This is a genomic window from Pseudomonas sp. P8_241, assembly GCF_034008315.1.
Taxonomy (GTDB): Bacteria; Pseudomonadota; Gammaproteobacteria; order Pseudomonadales; family Pseudomonadaceae; genus Aquipseudomonas.
The window spans coordinates 3914307-3931609 of record NZ_CP125377.1; the positions used below are offsets into that span (position 1 = coordinate 3914307).

The 17303-nt window shown below is 59.3% G+C and carries 11 protein-coding genes and 2 pseudogenes; 6 read left to right on the top strand and 7 right to left on the bottom strand.

The genetic code is table 11. The annotated features are described in order from the left end of the window. The first annotated feature begins 452 nt into the window (after positions 1–452). The gene (gene acnB, locus QMK58_RS17515; protein ID WP_053158688.1) at positions 453–3053 is read left to right on the top strand and encodes a bifunctional aconitate hydratase 2/2-methylisocitrate dehydratase; all 2601 of its coding nucleotides are present in this window, start codon (positions 453–455) and stop codon (positions 3051–3053) included. 225 nt (positions 3054–3278) lie between these two features. Here acnB and QMK58_RS17520 read toward each other — a convergent pair whose 3' ends face one another. Beyond that, a complete protein-coding gene (locus QMK58_RS17520) occupies positions 3279–4931 on the bottom strand; it encodes a SulP family inorganic anion transporter (protein WP_320395131.1) in 1653 nt (550 codons plus the stop codon). Positions 4932–5082: 151 nt separating this feature from the next. Next, positions 5083–6367: pseudogene (locus QMK58_RS17525) on the bottom strand (HAAAP family serine/threonine permease). Between the two features lie 367 nt (positions 6368–6734). Between QMK58_RS17525 and QMK58_RS17530 the strand changes: the two are divergent. The 5 genes and pseudogenes from QMK58_RS17530 (at position 6735) to QMK58_RS17550 (ending at position 11036) form a co-directional block, all read left to right on the top strand. After that, positions 6735–7124 (top strand): annotated as a pseudogene (locus QMK58_RS17530) (tautomerase family protein). Between the two features lie 29 nt (positions 7125–7153). Then, positions 7154–7753: a TetR/AcrR family transcriptional regulator gene (locus QMK58_RS17535; protein ID WP_320395132.1), complete on the top strand. Its 600-nt coding sequence runs from the start codon at positions 7154–7156 to the stop codon at positions 7751–7753. 166 nt (positions 7754–7919) lie between these two features. Further along, positions 7920–8885, top strand: coding sequence for a 2-hydroxyacid dehydrogenase (locus QMK58_RS17540; RefSeq protein ID WP_053158673.1), 966 nt, complete (start codon positions 7920–7922; stop codon positions 8883–8885). Positions 8886–9028: 143 nt separating this feature from the next. Further along, positions 9029–10096: a phosphotransferase family protein gene (locus QMK58_RS17545; RefSeq protein ID WP_053158670.1), complete on the top strand. Its 1068-nt coding sequence runs from the start codon at positions 9029–9031 to the stop codon at positions 10094–10096. Positions 10097–10268: 172 nt separating this feature from the next. Further along, positions 10269–11036 (top strand): SDR family oxidoreductase, encoded by a 768-nt coding sequence (locus QMK58_RS17550; protein ID WP_007976320.1) that lies wholly within the window; start codon positions 10269–10271, stop codon positions 11034–11036. A 491-nt stretch (positions 11037–11527) separates the two neighbouring features. Here QMK58_RS17550 and QMK58_RS17555 read toward each other — a convergent pair whose 3' ends face one another. The 5 genes from QMK58_RS17555 to QMK58_RS17575 all read right to left on the bottom strand — a co-directional run bounded on the left by QMK58_RS17555 (position 11528) and on the right by QMK58_RS17575 (position 17303). Beyond that, positions 11528–11779 (bottom strand): DUF1652 domain-containing protein, encoded by a 252-nt coding sequence (locus QMK58_RS17555; RefSeq protein WP_053158667.1) that lies wholly within the window; start codon positions 11777–11779, stop codon positions 11528–11530. 179 nt (positions 11780–11958) lie between these two features. Next, positions 11959–13458, bottom strand: a complete 1500-nt coding sequence (locus tag QMK58_RS17560; protein WP_320395133.1) for a helix-turn-helix transcriptional regulator — start codon at positions 13456–13458, stop codon at positions 11959–11961. Positions 13459–13737: 279 nt separating this feature from the next. Further along, entirely contained in the window at positions 13738–14628 is an 891-nt protein-coding gene (locus QMK58_RS17565; protein ID WP_320395134.1) for a LysR family transcriptional regulator, read from the bottom strand. 6 nt (positions 14629–14634) lie between these two features. Next, positions 14635–16839: a xanthine dehydrogenase family protein molybdopterin-binding subunit gene (locus QMK58_RS17570; RefSeq protein WP_053158657.1), complete on the bottom strand. Its 2205-nt coding sequence runs from the start codon at positions 16837–16839 to the stop codon at positions 14635–14637. Beyond that, positions 16839–17303 carry a (2Fe-2S)-binding protein gene (locus QMK58_RS17575; protein ID WP_053158654.1) on the bottom strand — a complete coding sequence of 155 codons (465 nt, stop codon included), beginning with the start codon at positions 17301–17303 and terminating at the stop codon, positions 16839–16841. Before QMK58_RS17575 ends, QMK58_RS17570 begins: the two co-directional genes overlap by 1 nt.

Sequence of the window (17303 nt, forward strand, 5' to 3'; positions counted from 1 at the left end):
CAAAACGCGAAAAAGCAAAACAGGTCGGCATGGTAGCCCTTTGTCGAATATTCATCACCCCTCAAAGTTCGGGGCCAAAGCGCTCGGTGGCTCTTTGCCGACGGCCACCACCAAAGTCCAATAAACACTGACTTACCTTTAATTTTTTTTTGCCGTAGAATCAGCCTGCCTTTTTAGGCGCCAATGTCCGTTAGAAGCTGTTTTCAAAGCGTCACGAGCACAGTCGTTCCTTCAGAGCGGTGTTGGCGAGGGGTTTTTCCAGCGGGGAAAAGCCCAACGCCAACCCTCATCAGCTCCCGTTCTGCAGGCGTAAAACTTTGAAAGCAGCTTCTGTAAGGAATTGTCGGTAATTCTGGCTAAGTGGCTCACAACGCCATGCAGCGCATGAGTACGGCAATTTCGGGATGAGCGTCCCGGACACCCATTTGGGACCACTGATGAGGGTAATAACTGTGCTTGAAGCCTACCGCAAACATATCGAAGAGCGTGCAGCACTGGGTATCGTTCCCCAGCCGCTTAACGCCGAACAAACTGCAGGCCTGGTCGAGCTGCTGAAAAATCCCCCGGCTGGCGAAGAAGCATTCCTCGTTGACCTGATCACCAATCGCGTTCCGCCAGGCGTGGACGAAGCAGCCTATGTAAAGGCCGGCTTCCTGTCCGCCATTGCCAAAGGCGAAGCCAACTCCCCCCTGATCGACAAGAAGCGCGCTGTTGAACTGCTCGGCACCATGCAGGGCGGCTACAACATCGTGACTCTGGTTAACCTGCTGGACGACGCCGAACTGGCCCCAGTAGCTGCCGAAGAGCTCAAGCACACCCTGCTGATGTTCGATGCCTTCCACGACGTGGCTGAAAAAGCCAAGAACGGCAACGTTCACGCTAAAGGCGTCCTGCAATCCTGGGCTGACGGCGAATGGTTCGTGAAGCGCCCGACCCTGGCCGACAAGATCAGCCTGCGTGTGTTCAAGGTTACCGGCGAAACCAACACCGACGACCTGTCCCCTGCTCCTGATGCCTGGTCCCGTCCAGACATCCCGCTGCACGCCCTGGCCATGCTGAAAATGGCCCGTGACGGCATCGTGCCGGACGAGCAAGGCGTCACCGGTCCGATGAAGCAGATCGAAGAAATGCGCAACGCCGGCTTCCCGATCGCCTACGTGGGCGACGTGGTCGGTACCGGTTCTTCGCGTAAATCGGCCACCAACTCCGTACTGTGGTTCTTCGGCGACGACGTTCCTTACGTGCCGAACAAGCGTGCCGGCGGTTTCTGCTTCGGCAACAAGATCGCACCGATTTTCTACAACACCATGGAAGACGCCGGCGCACTGCCGATCGAATTCGATGTGTCCGGCATGAACATGGGCGACGTGATCGACCTGTACCCGCATGCTGGCAAAGTCTGCAAGCACGGCTCCGACGAAGTCCTGACCACCTTCGAAATGAAGACCCCGGTCCTGTTGGACGAAGTACGTGCTGGCGGCCGTATCCCGCTGATCATCGGCCGTGGCCTGACCGAGAAGGCGCGTGCCGAGCTGGGCCTGCCACCTTCGGACCTGTTCAAGAAGCCAGAAGCTCCTGTTGAAAGCACCAAGGGTTTCACCCTGGCGCAGAAAATGGTCGGCAAGGCTTGCGGCGTGACCGGCGTTCGTCCGGGCACCTACTGCGAACCGAAGATGACCACCGTGGGTTCCCAGGACACCACCGGTCCTATGACCCGTGACGAACTGAAAGACCTGGCGTGCCTGGGCTTCTCGACCGATCTGGTGATGCAGTCCTTCTGCCACACCGCGGCTTACCCTAAGCCGATCGACGTGAACACCCACCACACCCTGCCTGACTTCATCATGACCCGCGGCGGCGTTTCCCTGCGTCCGGGCGACGGCATCATCCACTCGTGGCTGAACCGCATGCTGCTGCCGGACACCGTCGGCACCGGTGGTGACTCCCACACCCGTTTCCCGATCGGCATCTCGTTCCCGGCCGGCTCCGGTCTGGTTGCGTTCGCCGCAGCTACTGGCGTCATGCCGCTGGACATGCCTGAGTCGGTTCTGGTTCGCTTCAAAGGCGAGCTGCAACCAGGCGTCACCCTGCGTGACCTGGTTCACGCCATTCCTTACTACGCGATCCAGGCTGGCCTGCTGACCGTAGAGAAGAAAGGCAAGAAAAACGCCTTCTCCGGTCGCATCCTGGAGATCGAAGGTCTGCCTAAGCTGACCGTAGAGCAAGCGTTCGAACTGTCCGACGCCTCGGCTGAACGTTCGGCTGCCGGTTGCACCATCCAGTTGTCCAAAGAGTCGATTGCCGAATACCTGCAGTCCAACATCACCCTGCTGCGCTGGATGATCGGCGAAGGCTACGGCGATGCTCGTACTCTGGAACGTCGCGCTCAAGCAATGGAAGCCTGGCTGGCCAACCCTGAGCTGATGGTAGCGGACAAAGACGCTGAATACGCTGAAATCATCGAGATCGACCTGGCCGACATCAAAGAGCCTGTGCTCTGCGCGCCGAACGACCCGGACGATGCTCGCCTGCTCTCCAGCGTTGCTGGCGAGAAGATCGACGAAGTGTTCATCGGTTCGTGCATGACCAACATCGGTCACTTCCGCGCTGCCGGTAAGTTGCTGGAACAGGTCAAGGGTCAGCTGCCAACCCGTCTGTGGCTGTCGCCGCCGACCAAGATGGACGCTCACCAGCTGACCGAAGAAGGCTACTACGGCATCTACGGCAAGGCCGGCGCTCGCATGGAAATGCCAGGTTGCTCGCTGTGCATGGGTAACCAGGCACGTGTAGAAGCCAACTCCACCGTGGTGTCGACTTCGACCCGTAACTTCCCGAACCGTCTGGGTGACGGCGCGAACGTCTACCTGGCTTCGGCCGAGCTGGCGTCCGTGGCTTCCATCCTGGGTCGCCTGCCGACCGTCGAGGAGTACATGGAATACGCTGGCAAGATCGACAGCATGGCGGCCGATATCTACCGCTACCTGTCCTTCGACCAGATCGCCGAGTTCCGTGAAGCTGCTGCGAACGCCAACATCCCGGTCGTTCAAGCCTAACGTAGCAACGCAATGAAAAACGCCGCCCATCGTGAGATGAGCGGCGTTTTTTTATGCCTGAAAATTCGCCAGTGAAGTGAGCGCTTTTTGTGGCGAGGGGGCTTGCCCCCGTTCGGCTGCGTAGCAGTCGTAAATTCGGTAAACACTGTTTAGTCATGAAAATACTGGGGCCGCTGCGCGACCCAACGGGGGCAAGCCCCCTCGCCACACAAACCCTCCCACCGATTATGTGTTCCTTTTGAGCGCTTGCTGCACCGCTCCATCCACACTCAACCCACTCAGCACCGCCCCGTTTGCCTCCACCTCCGGCAACGCTGCCAACACTGACTGCGCTTGATCCTTAAGCCGCGCCAGCATCAACCGCTTGCCTTCCTGATGTACCCGCTCAAAAAACTCCTGCAATGCCTCGATGCTGGTGCCATCCAGGTCGGGGGACTCCTCAAGGCTGAGAATGACCGTATGAATCGGCGTTGGCGAATGCCGGATCAAGCGCAAGGCCCCACCAAGAATCCGCTCGACATTGGCAAAGAACAACGCTTCTCCCGGCCGCACAATCAATACGCCAGGCACTGTTCGCGCCGTCGGATGGCGTTGCACGTCGACAAAATCGTGACCGCCATCAATGCGCCCGAGTATCTGGATATCCGCCGCCGACAGCTGCTTGAGCATCAGCAACACACTGATCGCCACCGCCACCAGCAAGCCGTCCAGCACTCCGAGCATCAGGACCGCACCCACAGCGCAGATCACCAACAAACGGTCACGGCGCCAAATGAAATAACGTCCCAATGGTTGCAGGCTCAAGCCACGGCCCAGCGCATGAATGACGATAGCCGCCAAAATCGGTTCGGGCGTCAGCGCGATGTAAGGCAGCACCGTCAACACGATCACCAATACAACGAACGCCGCCACGAGGCCTGCCAGGCGCGAAGTTGCACCGGCGGCTTCATTTGCCGATGTTGCCGAATAGCCTGCCCCCGCCGGCATCCCGTGGAACAGGCCAGACAGCAGATTGGACGCGCCGAGGACCAGCAAATCACGGTTCGACTTGACGCGATCACCATGCTTTAACGCATAGGAGCTGATCGAACCATAAGACTCCGCGTACAGGATCATCACCATGGCGAACGCCAATTCTCCCAATCGCAACCAGTCGGAAAACGGCAGCACCGGCAGTCTTGGCACCTCAAGGCCCAGGTCGATCACGCCGATCAGCTTTACGCCGTAGGCCGGCAGCTCCAGCCACTGGCCCGCCGCAATGCCAATCACCACCACCAACAATCCGCCCGGCAAACGCCGAAGCCGCCCAAACAGCCACAACAAAGCCAATGCCACTGCGCCGACAGACGCAGCCACCCAATTCCATTGCGGCAATTGTTCAAGCAACTGCGGCAGAAACCGCACCAGATTGGCATAGCTCAGATGCACCCCGACCACGCTGGCGACCTGTTTGAGAATGATGGTCAGAGCCAGACCAAAGGCAAACCCGCGCAACACCGGCTTGGCAATAAACGACGTCACGCTGCCGAGCTTGAACAGCCCGGCCAGCAAAAAGAAAAGGCCGGTCATCAGCACCAGTCCGATAGCCAGCGTCGAGCGAAGCGCAGGGTCGCCATTGGCCAACGTCGCAGTGGCCGCCGCGAGCACCGCAGCGGACGACGAAGTCGCCGAGACAATCGCAAAACGGCTGGTGCCGAGCAGGCCATAACACAGCAACCCGGCAAACAAGGCGATCACCCCGGCCTGAGGCGCCAGTGCGGCGATGCTTGAATAAGCCACCGCTTCGGGCAACAACAGGCCGGCAATCGACAACCCGGCCAGCAGGTCCTGCCAACGATTGGGTCGCTCGGTGGAATGGGAAGTTGAAGCGCTGGCCAATCCGGTGTCTCCAGGCGAAAAAAAACCGCTGCACGTATCACGTGCAGCGGCCACTGTAGCTGAAAATCAAAAGATCGCAGCCTGCGGCAGCTCCTACGGATGATTCGATCCTGTAGGAGCTGCCGCAGGCTGCGATCTCTTGACCTTTAAATCAGGCGGTCAGCGAGTAGATCAACGCCGTGATTGCCACCAGGCCCACCGCCGTCACGAAGACGTTGGACGCCTGACCGCGATAACGCGCCATCGCCGGCACCTTGCGGATCGCGTACATCGGCATCAGGAACAGGATCGCCGCGATAATCGGGCCACCCAGTGTCTCGATCATGCCGAGGATGCTCGGATTCAGCGTGGCAATGATCCAGCACACCACCAGCATGAATGCCGCAGTCATGCGGTCCAGGGCCTTGGCCGACGGACGCTTGCCGCTCTTGACGATCAAGCCCTTGGGGCCTTCACTGGCGCCGATGCTTCGTTCCCCTGGGAACGACTTGGAAGTGGCTACGGGTGCAGTAGCGGCGCCGCAAAGGCGATGGTCGGATTGCTGAAGTGGTTGGCCAGGTACGACAGGATCGACAGATTCTGGTCCTTCGCTTCAGCCAGTTGTGCCGGCGACAGGGTCAGCACGCAGCTGAAGACGAAGAAAAACACCATCACCACCATCAACAGGTGGGCGCGGGACAGGATTTGCGAGCTGCGCTCCTCGGCGTGTTCGCCATAACGACGCTTCTGGTCCACCGCGAACGCCGAAATGATCGGCGAGTGGTTGAACGAGAACACCATCACCGGAATGGCCAGCCACATGGTATGCAGCAACGCCGAGAGCTGTGGGCACGAGGCTTGCAGTGGCGAGGATGCCGCGGTTCCAGTGCGGAACCGGGTACACCGCCAAAAACAGCAACGCGACGATGAAGGATACACCATCGGGCTCATACGCCGCGGCGGTCATCTGCTCACCGCAACGCACCACCGCCAGCAGGCCGAGGATCAGCACCAGCGACAGCACGGCGCGCGGAGGTGGCGTGATGTGCAGTTGATGCTGCAGGAAACTGCCCACGGTATTGGTCAGGGCCACACTGTAGATCAGCAGGATCGGGAAAATAGCAAAGAAATACAGCAAGGTGATCAGGGCGCCAGCCTTGATCCCGAAATGCTTTCTTCCACCACTTCCATATGTCCGCACCTTCACGTCCGGACAGGACGAAGCGGGTCAGGCCGCGGTGGGCGTAGAACGTCATCGGAAACGCCAGCAACGCCAGGACCAGCAGCGGCCAGAATCCGCCCAGCCCTGCGTTGATCGGCAAAAACAGCGTGCCCGCACCAATTGCAGTGCCAAACAGGCCCAGCATCCAGGTGGTGTCTTGACGATTCCAGCTCGAAAGCGTTGTTGGTGTCGCTGCTACATAGCGTTTGTTGACGCTATTGGCCTGATCATTCATCCGGTGGGATCTCCACATTCCGGTCACTTGCCACTCGACCACGACGCGTCGGAATACCCGACAGGCAGCGCCTTGGTCGAAACAGGGGCGCGATTCTGGAGGATTAGTGAACAGAAGCAAAGAGTTAGGTGAGGAACGGTGGTGCCAGATTGGTAAAAATCTCCTCTGTAGGAGCGAGCTTGCTCGCGATTGATCCGAAGGCTACACCGACCTGCTGCAAGTGCGCGTCATCGGTTACGACCACCGCGAGCAAACTCGCTCTTACAGGGTGTTTCGCGAGCATTTCATCGCCAAACAGCATCCGCAACTTGATAAAGGTCCATCGACATGTATTTTGAATGAACCTGCATGCCTTTCGGAGTTGCCCATGCCACTGGTTCGCATCGACATCAAGAAACACCAGGACCCCACACACGCCAAACGCGTCGGCCAACTGATCTACGCCGCGATGCGCAGCACCATTAGGTGCCGAAGGGCGACAGCTTCCAGATCCTCAAAGAGCACGATGAACAACATTTCATTTTAGATCCCGGCTACAAAGGCATCCCGCGCTCCGATGGTCTGAGTGTGATCTAGATCACCCTGAGCGAAGGCCGCACGGTCGAGCAGGAAAAACTGCTTTATATGACCATCGCCTTAAAGAGCGCCTTGAGTCCGAGCTGGCGTTGCGTTTGGAGGATGTGTTCATCAGCTTTGGTGGAAGTGAAAAAAAGAGAATTGGTCGTTTGGCCACGGCATCGCCCAGTACGCCCTCTGAATTAAACCTTTGATAGCTGTGAGTTCTCAATGCCTCGAGTTTCCCGCAAGCAAGCCGACCTCAACCGCGAAACCATCGTTGAGGCCGCAACGAAATTGTTTCGCGAACGTGGCTTGCACGGGATCAGCGTCGTCGATGTGATGGCCGCTGCCGGTCTGACCCATGGCGGCTTTTATGGGCACTTCGAATCCAGGGAGGCGTTGGCGACGGAAGCCTGCGGTCGCGCATTTGAAGAGTCGAGAGCTCACTGGAAAGAACGAATTGCAGCGGCCGACAGTAACGCCGCCGCACGCCGCGCCTTGATCGAACCGTACCTCTCCACTGCCAGCCGTGATAACCCGGGTGACAGTTGCCCAGTGGTGGCCTTCGCCGGTGACATGTGCCACGAAGCTGCAGACAGTCCCTTGCGTCAAACCTTCATGGTCGGACTGAACCGGCTGCTCGACAAATTTGGCAGCCTGATGGATTCCCCCGATGCCCCGCTCAAGCGACAACAGGCGCTGGTGCAATATTCGCTGATGGTTGGCGCACTGATCCTGGCCCGGGCAACCCGCGGCGATGCGCTGTCGGAGGAGCTCGAGGCGGGCGCAGAGCGTTTTCTCAAAGAGGAACGAGAGCTAGCTCAGTGATGATAAGGCTCAAATAGAAATTTACTCGCAAGCAACGCCAGCTCCTACACTCAAAAGTAAAGAGACTTGCTGAAGTGACGGGTTTTGGTCAATACCGAAGCACCGCGCAGCCAACCTTCAAATTGAGCGTTTAGGCCCAACTTTTCGATGCCCTAAGGAGCCAAGCATGCCCGCAACCGTTCTGGTACTGGTTGAAACCATCAATGACTACTTGCCCATCCTCGAACATCAGGGCTTTCACCTGATCCTGGCCCCCACACCCGCCGAGCGCGCCGAAGCCATCAGCCGGCATGCCGGTCAGATCGACGCCGTACTGACCCGCGGGCCATTAGGCTTGTATGCCGATGAAATTGCGGCACTGCCCAATCTCAAGATTATCTGCGTGATTGGCGCCGGGTATGAGCACGTCGACCTGCAAGCGGCTGCCAGCCGGGGAATCAGCGTCACCAACGGCGCCGGGGTCAACGCGTCTTCCGTCGCCGACCACGCCATGGCGCTGCTGCTGTCGCTGGTGCGCGATGTGCCGCGCTGCGATATCGCTGTGCGTCGCGGTGAATGGCCGAAAATCATGCGCCCTTCCCTCGCCGGCAAGCGTCTGGGCATCCTCGGCCTGGGCGCGGTCGGCATGGCCATCGCCAAACGCGCGGCCGCTGGATTCGACATGAGTGTGTGCTATCACAACCGCCAGCATCGCAGCGACGTGCCCTATACCTTCTGCTCGACCCCGACCGAACTGGCACGCGCCTCGGATTTCCTGATCGTCGCCACGCCCGGAGGCCTTGGTACCAAACACCTGATCAACCGCCAGGTGCTCGATGCCCTGGGTCCGAACGGATTTATCGTCAACATCGCCCGGGCCAGCGTGATTGTGACCGCCGACCTGATCACCGCCCTGGAGCAGCGCAGGATCGCCGGCGCCGCGCTGGACGTATTCGATGAAGAGCCCCAAGTGCCGGATGCCCTGAAAACCCTGACCAACGTGATTCTCACGCCACACGTCGCCGGATTGTCCCCGGAGGCCACGCAAGCGACTGTCGAACTGGTGGGCAAGAACCTCACGGCATTTTTCGCCGGTCAACCGGTTTTGACCCCGATCGAAATGCCAATCAGCGTCGGTAGCGCCGTTATGTAGGACAATTCAAACGTGTGTATCAAAAGCAATGATTGGCCGGCAACACGCTCACCAATAAGAGCTGTTGCCGGTTGTGGCTGGGGGGTATGCGCATTAGATTAGCCAATAGTTTCAGGCCTCCAGAATAAGCAGAAGGGATAAGCATGACGCTTACTGACCAGTCCACCCGTATCCGCACCGGCGAAGAGCTCGATGCCAGCCTGATCGATCCATACCTCAAGGCCCATATTCCGGGCTTGAGCGGTTTGCCGACGATCAGCCAGTTCCCGGGCGGTGCGTCGAACCTCACCTATTTGCTGGAATACCCCGAGCAGGAATTCGTCCTGCGTCGCCCGCCTTTCGGCCACAAGGCAAAATCCGCCCATGACATGGGCCGTGAATTTCGCATCCTCAATCAATTGCGCGACGGTTTTCCGTATTGCCCGAAAGCCTACGTGCACTGCACCGACGAATCGGTGATCGGTGCCGAGTTCTACGTGATGGAACGGGTCAATGGCATCATCCTGCGCTCCGAACTGCCACCGGAACTGGGGCTGGACTCGGAGAAAACCGAAGCCCTGTGCAAGAGTTTCATCGACAAGTTCGTCGAACTGCATCAGGTCGACTACAACGCCTATGGTCTGGGCGACCTCGGCAAGCCCGAAGGCTATGTCGCCCGGCAGATCAAGGGCTGGAGTGATCGGTACGAAAAAGCCATCACCCCGGACGCTCCGCACTGGGAAGCGGTCAAGGCCTGGTTGAACGACAAGATGCCGGCTGATCACCCGACCTCCAGTATCGTGCACAACGACTACCGCTTCGACAACGTCATCCTCGACCCGAACAACCCGATGCAGATCATCGGCGTGCTCGACTGGGAACTGACGACCCTGGGCGACCCGCTGATGGACCTGGGCAACACCCTCGCCTACTGGATCGAAGCCGACGACCCGGCGCCGGTACAACTGATGCGCCGCCAGCCAAGCCATGCCCCGGGCATGCTGACCCGCCGCGAATTTGTCGATTACTACGCCCAGCGGTCCGGCATCCAGATCGACAATTTCGACTTCTACTACACCTACGGTCTGTTCCGCCTGGCCGGCATCGTGCAGCAGATCTACTACCGCTTCTACCACGGCCAGACCCAGGACAAACGCTTCGCGCAGTTCATTCACATGAACAAACTGCTGGAGCAGATGAGCTTGCAGGTCATCCAGAAATCCAGCCTCTGACCGTAACTCTATCGGATTACTCACCATCCCCCTGTAGGAGCGAGCCTGCTCGCGAAGGTCGATAACGATAACGCTCGCTCATTGACCAACACAGCAAGCCCGCCCCCAACTGTACTGCGTTAACCGCAACCCGGCATTTGAATCGATAACAAGACTTTTATAAGGGAACCCCATGTCCAAGACTCAGTTGTTCGACCTCGACGGCAAGATCGCTTTCGTCTCCGGCGCCAGCCGCGGCATCGGTGAAGCCATCGCCAAACTACTGGCCCAGCAAGGCGCCCACGTCATCGTTTCGAGCCGCAAGCTCGAGGGTTGCCAGCACGTAGCCGACGCGATCATCGCCGCCGGCGGCAAAGCCACTGCCATCGCTTGCCACATCGGTGAGATGGAGCAGATCAGCCAGGTCTTTGCCGGCATCAAGGAACAGTTCGGGCGTTTGGACATCCTGGTCAACAACGCAGCCACCAACCCACAATTCTGCAACGTGCTGGACACCGACCTCAGCGCCTTCCAGAAAACCGTCGACGTGAACATTCGCGGCTACTTCTTCATGTCGGTCGAAGCCGGCAAGCTCATGCGTGAAAACGGCGGCGGCAGCATCATCAACGTCGCATCGATCAACGGCGTGTCGCCAGGAATCTTCCAGGGCATCTACTCGGTGACCAAGGCCGCCGTCATCAACATGACCAAAGTCTTCGCCAAGGAGTGCGCGCAGTTCGGGATTCGCTGCAATGCCTTGCTGCCGGGGCTGACCGATACCAAGTTTGCATCGGCGCTGGTGAAGAATGAGGCGATCCTCAACACCGCATTGCAGCAGATTCCGCTCAAACGCGTGGCGGACCCGAGTGAAATGGCGGGAGCGGTGTTGTATCTGGCCAGCGACGCGTCCAGCTACACCACTGGTGTTTCGCTGAATGTCGATGGCGGTTTCCTGTCCTGATGGACTGACCCACCACAAATCCCCGCAGGAGCGAGCTTGCTCGCGATGGCAGTATCAGATTCAACGTTGATGTCGACTGATACCCCACCATCGCGCGCAAGCTCGCTCCTACAGAAGCCGTGCGTCAGGCTTACTGCGTGACACACCGTGTAGTCGTGGTCATTCTTGTCACCTCGCCGTTTTCGCCCCGCACATCACCCAGGACATCGGTCTTATCCTGGGTTTCACAGGTGCGCTCAGGCGGTGGAAGAGGGGGTGGAGGTGGCGGTGGGCTGGAGCAGCCAGCGAGAATTGCCGCACAGAAAACCAGCGACAGCGGTGTACAGACGCGTTTCCCAAGCGTTTTCATAGGTCGACCCGCGATAAGTGAAAAGACACTTTTTTGTGACAACAGAACCTGCGCGTAAAATCCACAGGGCTGTCACAAAAAAATTATTTTTTCATTATTTATGGCCGGTTCAATGACCAACGCGGGCAAATACTGACAGTTCTTACATCACTTCATCGGAACGGTGCAGGCTGGTGCTCTCGAGTTCGTAGCGCAGTTCCTCAATCAAGGCAGCGACGGACTCGGCTGACTGCAGGGTCGCCACGTTCAAGCCACTGACCACCAGATCCACTTGGCCCGAGACCGGGTGATAGAGCTTCACGGTCAAGGAATGGTCACCAGTGACGCTGCACTCACAGGCCAACGGCGAAAAACTCTGTTCAATCAGCATCCTTAGCTGCGCCAACGTGATCATCGGGAGGGGTCCTGGTCACAAGAGACTTCATGCTGCTGATTCATAGGGCTGTTCCTTTGGCGGTTTCGAAAGGGACACGTCGGGTATCCGAAGAGACCTGTCGCACTCTTCCAGCCTAGAAACGACCGCACCGGCTCAACACATGAATTTGCACCCCGCACCCTGGTGCATTTGCACCTTTACCGTTGCCCCCTGGAGCGCCATTCACCGGAGAACAAACCGCGTTCCCGGGACCAGACAATCGCCTCGCTGCGGCTGTGTACATCGAGTTTGGAATACACCGTCGCCACGTGATTGCGCACGGTGTTGGGCGCCAGTTTCAGGCGCGCAGCGATTTCCTTGTCGGCCAGGCCTTCGCAGATCAGGCCCAGGACATCGCGCTCGCGGGCTGTAAGATCAGCGAACGACACGCTGGGCAATTTCGGCGAGTTGACGCGCTTCACATTGGCCAGTTTTTCAATCAGCGTGCGACTGAACCACGAGGCGTCTTTCATCACTTCTTCGATGGCCGACACCAGCTCAATCTCGGTGCGCTTACGCTCGGTGATGTCCATCAACACCAGCAGGAAGCAAGGATTGTCCTCAATGTTCACGGTGTCAGCCGAGACAGCGCATTCGATCGACCCAGCGTCTTTCTTGCGCAGGCGCACGTCGATGCGATCCAGGCGACCGGTTTTCTCCAGCGCTGCGAACAACCGTGAGCGGGCCGACTTGTCGTCGATGAAATCAATCTGCGCAATGCTGACCCCGATCACCTCTTCACTCGAATAACCCAGCGTGTCGAGAAACGCTTCATTGACGTCCAGCACCAGCTGGTCAGCCGCGCCGCACAGCAAAATCGGTACCGGAGACAAACGAAACGCCTTTGCAAAACGCTCCTCACTTTGACGCAAGGCCACTTCGGCCTTGTGTCGCGGCTCCATGTCGACGAAGGAAAACAGCATGCAAGGCTCATCGTTGAGCTCCAGCGGCTGGCCGGCGACGATCACCTGTTTGCTACCCCCGTCCGGTAACCGCAGCTCGGCCTGCATCTGCGGGATGGTCACCCCTTCGCGCAGTCGCTGCTTGGCCAGCTCCTTGTTGTCGGCCTGTTCCAGTACGTCCAGTTCATAGGTTGAGGCACCGATCACCTGATCGCGGGCGTACCCGGTCATTTCCAGAAAGCCGGGATTGACTTTGATATAGCGCAAATCACTGAGGCGACAGATCACTGCTGGCGCAGGGTTCGCGGCGAATGTCTTTTCGAAGCGCTGTTCGGCGCTGGCCCATTCGGTAACGTCATCCATGATCAACACCAATGAGTCCGGCTCGCCTTGACTGTCCGCCAACACCAGGCTGCGGACGCGGTGAACCCAGACGCGTTGTTCTTCATCGCCCGTCAACGCCACTTCCACCAGCACGTCGCTGAACGTCTCACCACGGGCAACACGATTGATCGGATAGCTATCGACCGGCACCCGGTGATTGTTGCGATAACGAAGGCCGAAGCGCTTGGCGTAGGCCTTGGCATTGGGACCAAGATCGCTTACGTGCGAGACGCCGTGCATGACCAAAGCGGCTTCATTGGCCCAGCGGATAGTCTGGTCGGGGTCGAGCAGGATCACACCGTCGGACAGTCCGGCGATAATCTGCTGCAACTGGCGACGGTTGGTTTCGGTGGTCAAAACGTCCTGGCTCATTGCGGCTCCACAGTGTTGTGCTCCCTTGTGAAGACTACGACCGCAGGTGTTTATGATCGTGCGAAGAACCTTTGCAGGCGCCTTGCCGGCGAAGGCGGCCTTGAGTTTTGCATCAATCTCAGGGGCCTCTTCGCTGGCAAGCCAGCTCCTACGAAGAGCAGGATTCTCCTGATCGCCAGATACCCTGTAGGAGCCGGCTTGCCGGCGAAGGCGGCCTTGAGTTTTACATCAATTTCGCCGGCCTCTTCGCTGGCAAGCCAGCGCCTACAGGTACAGCGTTTACCCGGCGTCCTGCAGGACGAGTTCGCGTAAGGTATCGAGGAACAACTTAAGCACCGGTGAGTCATCGTCTGCGCGGTACGTGGCGTACAACGGCACTTCCGGCAATGCCGGGGTCAGGCGTCGAAACACCAGTCCGGCCGGTGCCAATTGCTCGATGGACGCCGGCAACAACGCCACGCCGAAACCGGCCCGGACCAGACTCAGCAGCGTTTGCACCTCGATCACTTGCTGGCGGATCTGCGGCGTAAACCCGGCCTGGATACAGCACTGAAACAGAAAATCGGCGAACCGCGACTGCTTCAGCTCCAGCGCCACAAAGGGTTCCCGGGCCAGGTCCGATGGCGCCAGGGTTTCCCGTGTTGCCAGCGGATGATCGGCCGGCATGACCACTCGGATCGGCTCGTAGATCAACAGTTCGTTACGCAACTGCGGATCGTCGTAACCAACCCGAAACACACAGGCATCGATGCGCTTCTCCTTCAACGCCTTGACCTGCGCCGCCGGGGTCATTTCATGCAGACGCCAGTTGACGTGGGGATAACGCTCGCGGAACAGGTGCAAAGCCCGGGGCAGCACACCGACCATCACCGAGCTGATCATGCCGATTTCCAGCTCGCCCAACTGGCCACGGCCGGTCTGGCGGGTGAGGTCCAAGGCGCGGTTGAGCTGTTCGAACACCAGCGGCGCCTGTTCCTTGAGCATCTGCCCGGCAGCGGTCAACTCAACCCGGTGATGACTGCGTTCGAACAGCGGTGTTCCCAGTTCCTCCTCCAGCAGACGAATCTGCTGACTCAGTGGTGGTTGGCAAATGTGCAACCGGGTGGCGGCGCGGCCAAAATGCAGCTCTTCGGCCAGCGCCATGAAGTAACGCAGCAAGCGCAAGTCCATACCCGGTTATCCCAAAATCAATGGTGTCGAGCGCTGGCGCACCCCGGTCAGGCTGAACAACGCGTTGGCAATGGCCGGGGCCACCGAAGGGCTGCCCAGTTCGCCAACACCACCCGGTTTAGTCGGTTCGCCGTCGACGACCAGAATGTCCACTAATGGCATGTCCGACATGCGCGGCACCCGATAATCGTGGAAATTACTCTGCACCACCCTGCCCTGTTTGATGTCCATTTGATCGAACAACGCGTGGCCGAGCCCCCACATCAAGCCTCCGTAGATTTGCTCTTCGACGCCACCGGGCGACACCGCGAGGCCGCAATCGACAACGCAGGTGAGCTTGTCGACCTTGATCGCGCCGTCCTTCTTCGACAGGCGCGCGACCACTGCGATGAAACTGGTGTAACCCTGATTGGTGGCGATCCCCAGCGATGTCCCCTCCGGTAATGGCTTACCCCAACCGGCGCGTTCGGCGGCGCTTTTCAGCACCGCGACATGCCTTGGCCGGTCTTGCATGTGGGCCAGGCGAAAGGCCAACGGATCCTGCCCTGCGCCATGGGCCAGTTCATCCATGAAGCTTTCCACGGCGAACACGTTGGGAATGAAACTCACCGAGCGATACCAGCCGCTGGGCACGTCGCTTTCGTGTTTGACCCAGACCAGGTCCAGGTTCGCCGGGCGATAGGCAAAATCCCAGGCGGTGATGGCTTCGGTGGTGCTGTAATCCATCTTGTCCGGGCGCTCGAAGTAGCCCGGTTCCCATTGTTCCGGTGAGGCTGGCGACACCGCGTTGAGCTGGAGTGCGGTCAAACGTCCCTGCGCATCCAGCGCCCCTTTCGCCCGGTGCAATGTGGCCGGGTGCATAAACAATGAGCGCATTTCATCTTCGCGGCTGTTCATCAACTTCACCGGCACCTTGGCCTGTTGCGCCAGGTAGGCCACTTCAAACAGCCAATACTTGGCTTCCCGCGCACCGAAGCTGCCACCGGACACCAGCTCGTTGATGGTGACCTTGTCCTTGGCGAGCTTGCACACGACGTGCGCCGCTTCCAGCGCCGATGACGGCACCTGCACCCCGCCCCAGTAGGTGATGGCGTTGTCCTTGACCTGCGCAGTGATGCAGATCGGTTCCAGCGGGTTCTGCACTTTGTACGGCATGCGGTAATCGGCTTCGAGCAGCTTCGCGGCGACCGGCCATTGCGCACTCACATCTCCCGCAGCCATGGCAGAGACCCGTTGCGCGCCTTTGTCGCTCAGCGCTGCCGTTTGGGCCTTGACCAGTTCATCGCTGTCGAAACCGGCCAAGGGGGAATCGCTCCATTGCACCTTCAGCAGTGCCCGGCCCTGATGCGCGGCCCAATAGTTGTCGGCCAGCACCGAGACGCCTTCCAGGTTGCCGCCGAGCACATCCGGCCGCCCCGGCACCACAATCACCTTGCGTACACCCGGTACTTGCAGCGTCGCGGCCGAGTCCACCGACAGCACTTTAGCGCCCACCACCGGTGTGCGCTGGATGACCGCCACCAGCATGTCCGGCAACACTACGTCGATGCTGTACTGAAAGCGTCCGCAGACCTTGGCCTGGGCATCGCGTTTGTGCCGCAGTTTGCCGATGTATTTGAACTGCGACGGATCCTTGAGCGTGACCTTGGCGGGCGCAGGCAGATGCGCAGCAACGTCGACCAGTTCGCCATAACCCAGGCTGCGCTTGCTCGCGGCATGAACGACGCGGCCCTCCTCGGTCATGCAGCTCTCAGGACTGACTTTCCACTGTTTGGCAGCCGCCGTGATCAACAACGCTCGCGCCGTGGCGCCGGCCATGCGCAGGCGGTCGTACTCCAGCGAAACGCTGGTGCTGCCGCCGGTGGAAAAAACTTTCCAGATCGGGTGAATGTAAGTTTCGAAAAACGGATCTTCGGGCGAGATCACCTGCACTGTCATCGGGTTCACGTCCAGCTCCTCGGCCACGCAGGCGGCCAAGGCCGTATGCGTTCCGGTGCCGGAATCGTGCTTGTGCACCACCAGTTTCACGGTGCCGTCCGGCAGGATCCGCACCCAGGCGTTGGGTTCGAACTCGCCAGCCGGCGCCGGGGCTTTCGGGTCGGTCGCAGCAAGGCTCGAAGGCAGGTAAAACGCAATGGCCAACCCGCAAGCAAGGGTCGCGCTTTGCTTGAGAAAACCGCGTCGCGAAAGATCCATCGAGGAGATCGTCATCACGCCTCCTTCGGCGCGGAAGCCGCGCGCTTGATCGCTTTGTTGATGCGCCCGTAAGTGCCGCAACGGCATACGTTGCCGGACATGGCATTGCGGATCGAATCGTCGGTGACCGCCGCGCCGGTATTGAGCAGCGCAGCGGCGGACATGATCTGACCGGATTGACAGTAACCGCATTGCGGGACATCTTCGGCAACCCAGGCCAGTTGCAGCGGGTGCTGTTCGGTCGGCGACAAACCTTCGATGGTGGTGATGCTGTGCCCCGCCACGGCGGCGAGCGGCAGCTGGCAGGAACGCACCGCGACACCATCCAGGTGCACGGTGCAGGCGCCGCACAGGCCCATGCCGCAACCGAACTTGGTGCCGGTGAGTTTCAAGTGGTCACGCAACACCCATAACAAGGGCATGGAGGGCGATGTCTCTACCAGCTCGTGTCGTTCGCCGTTTACCGTGAATTCGATCAT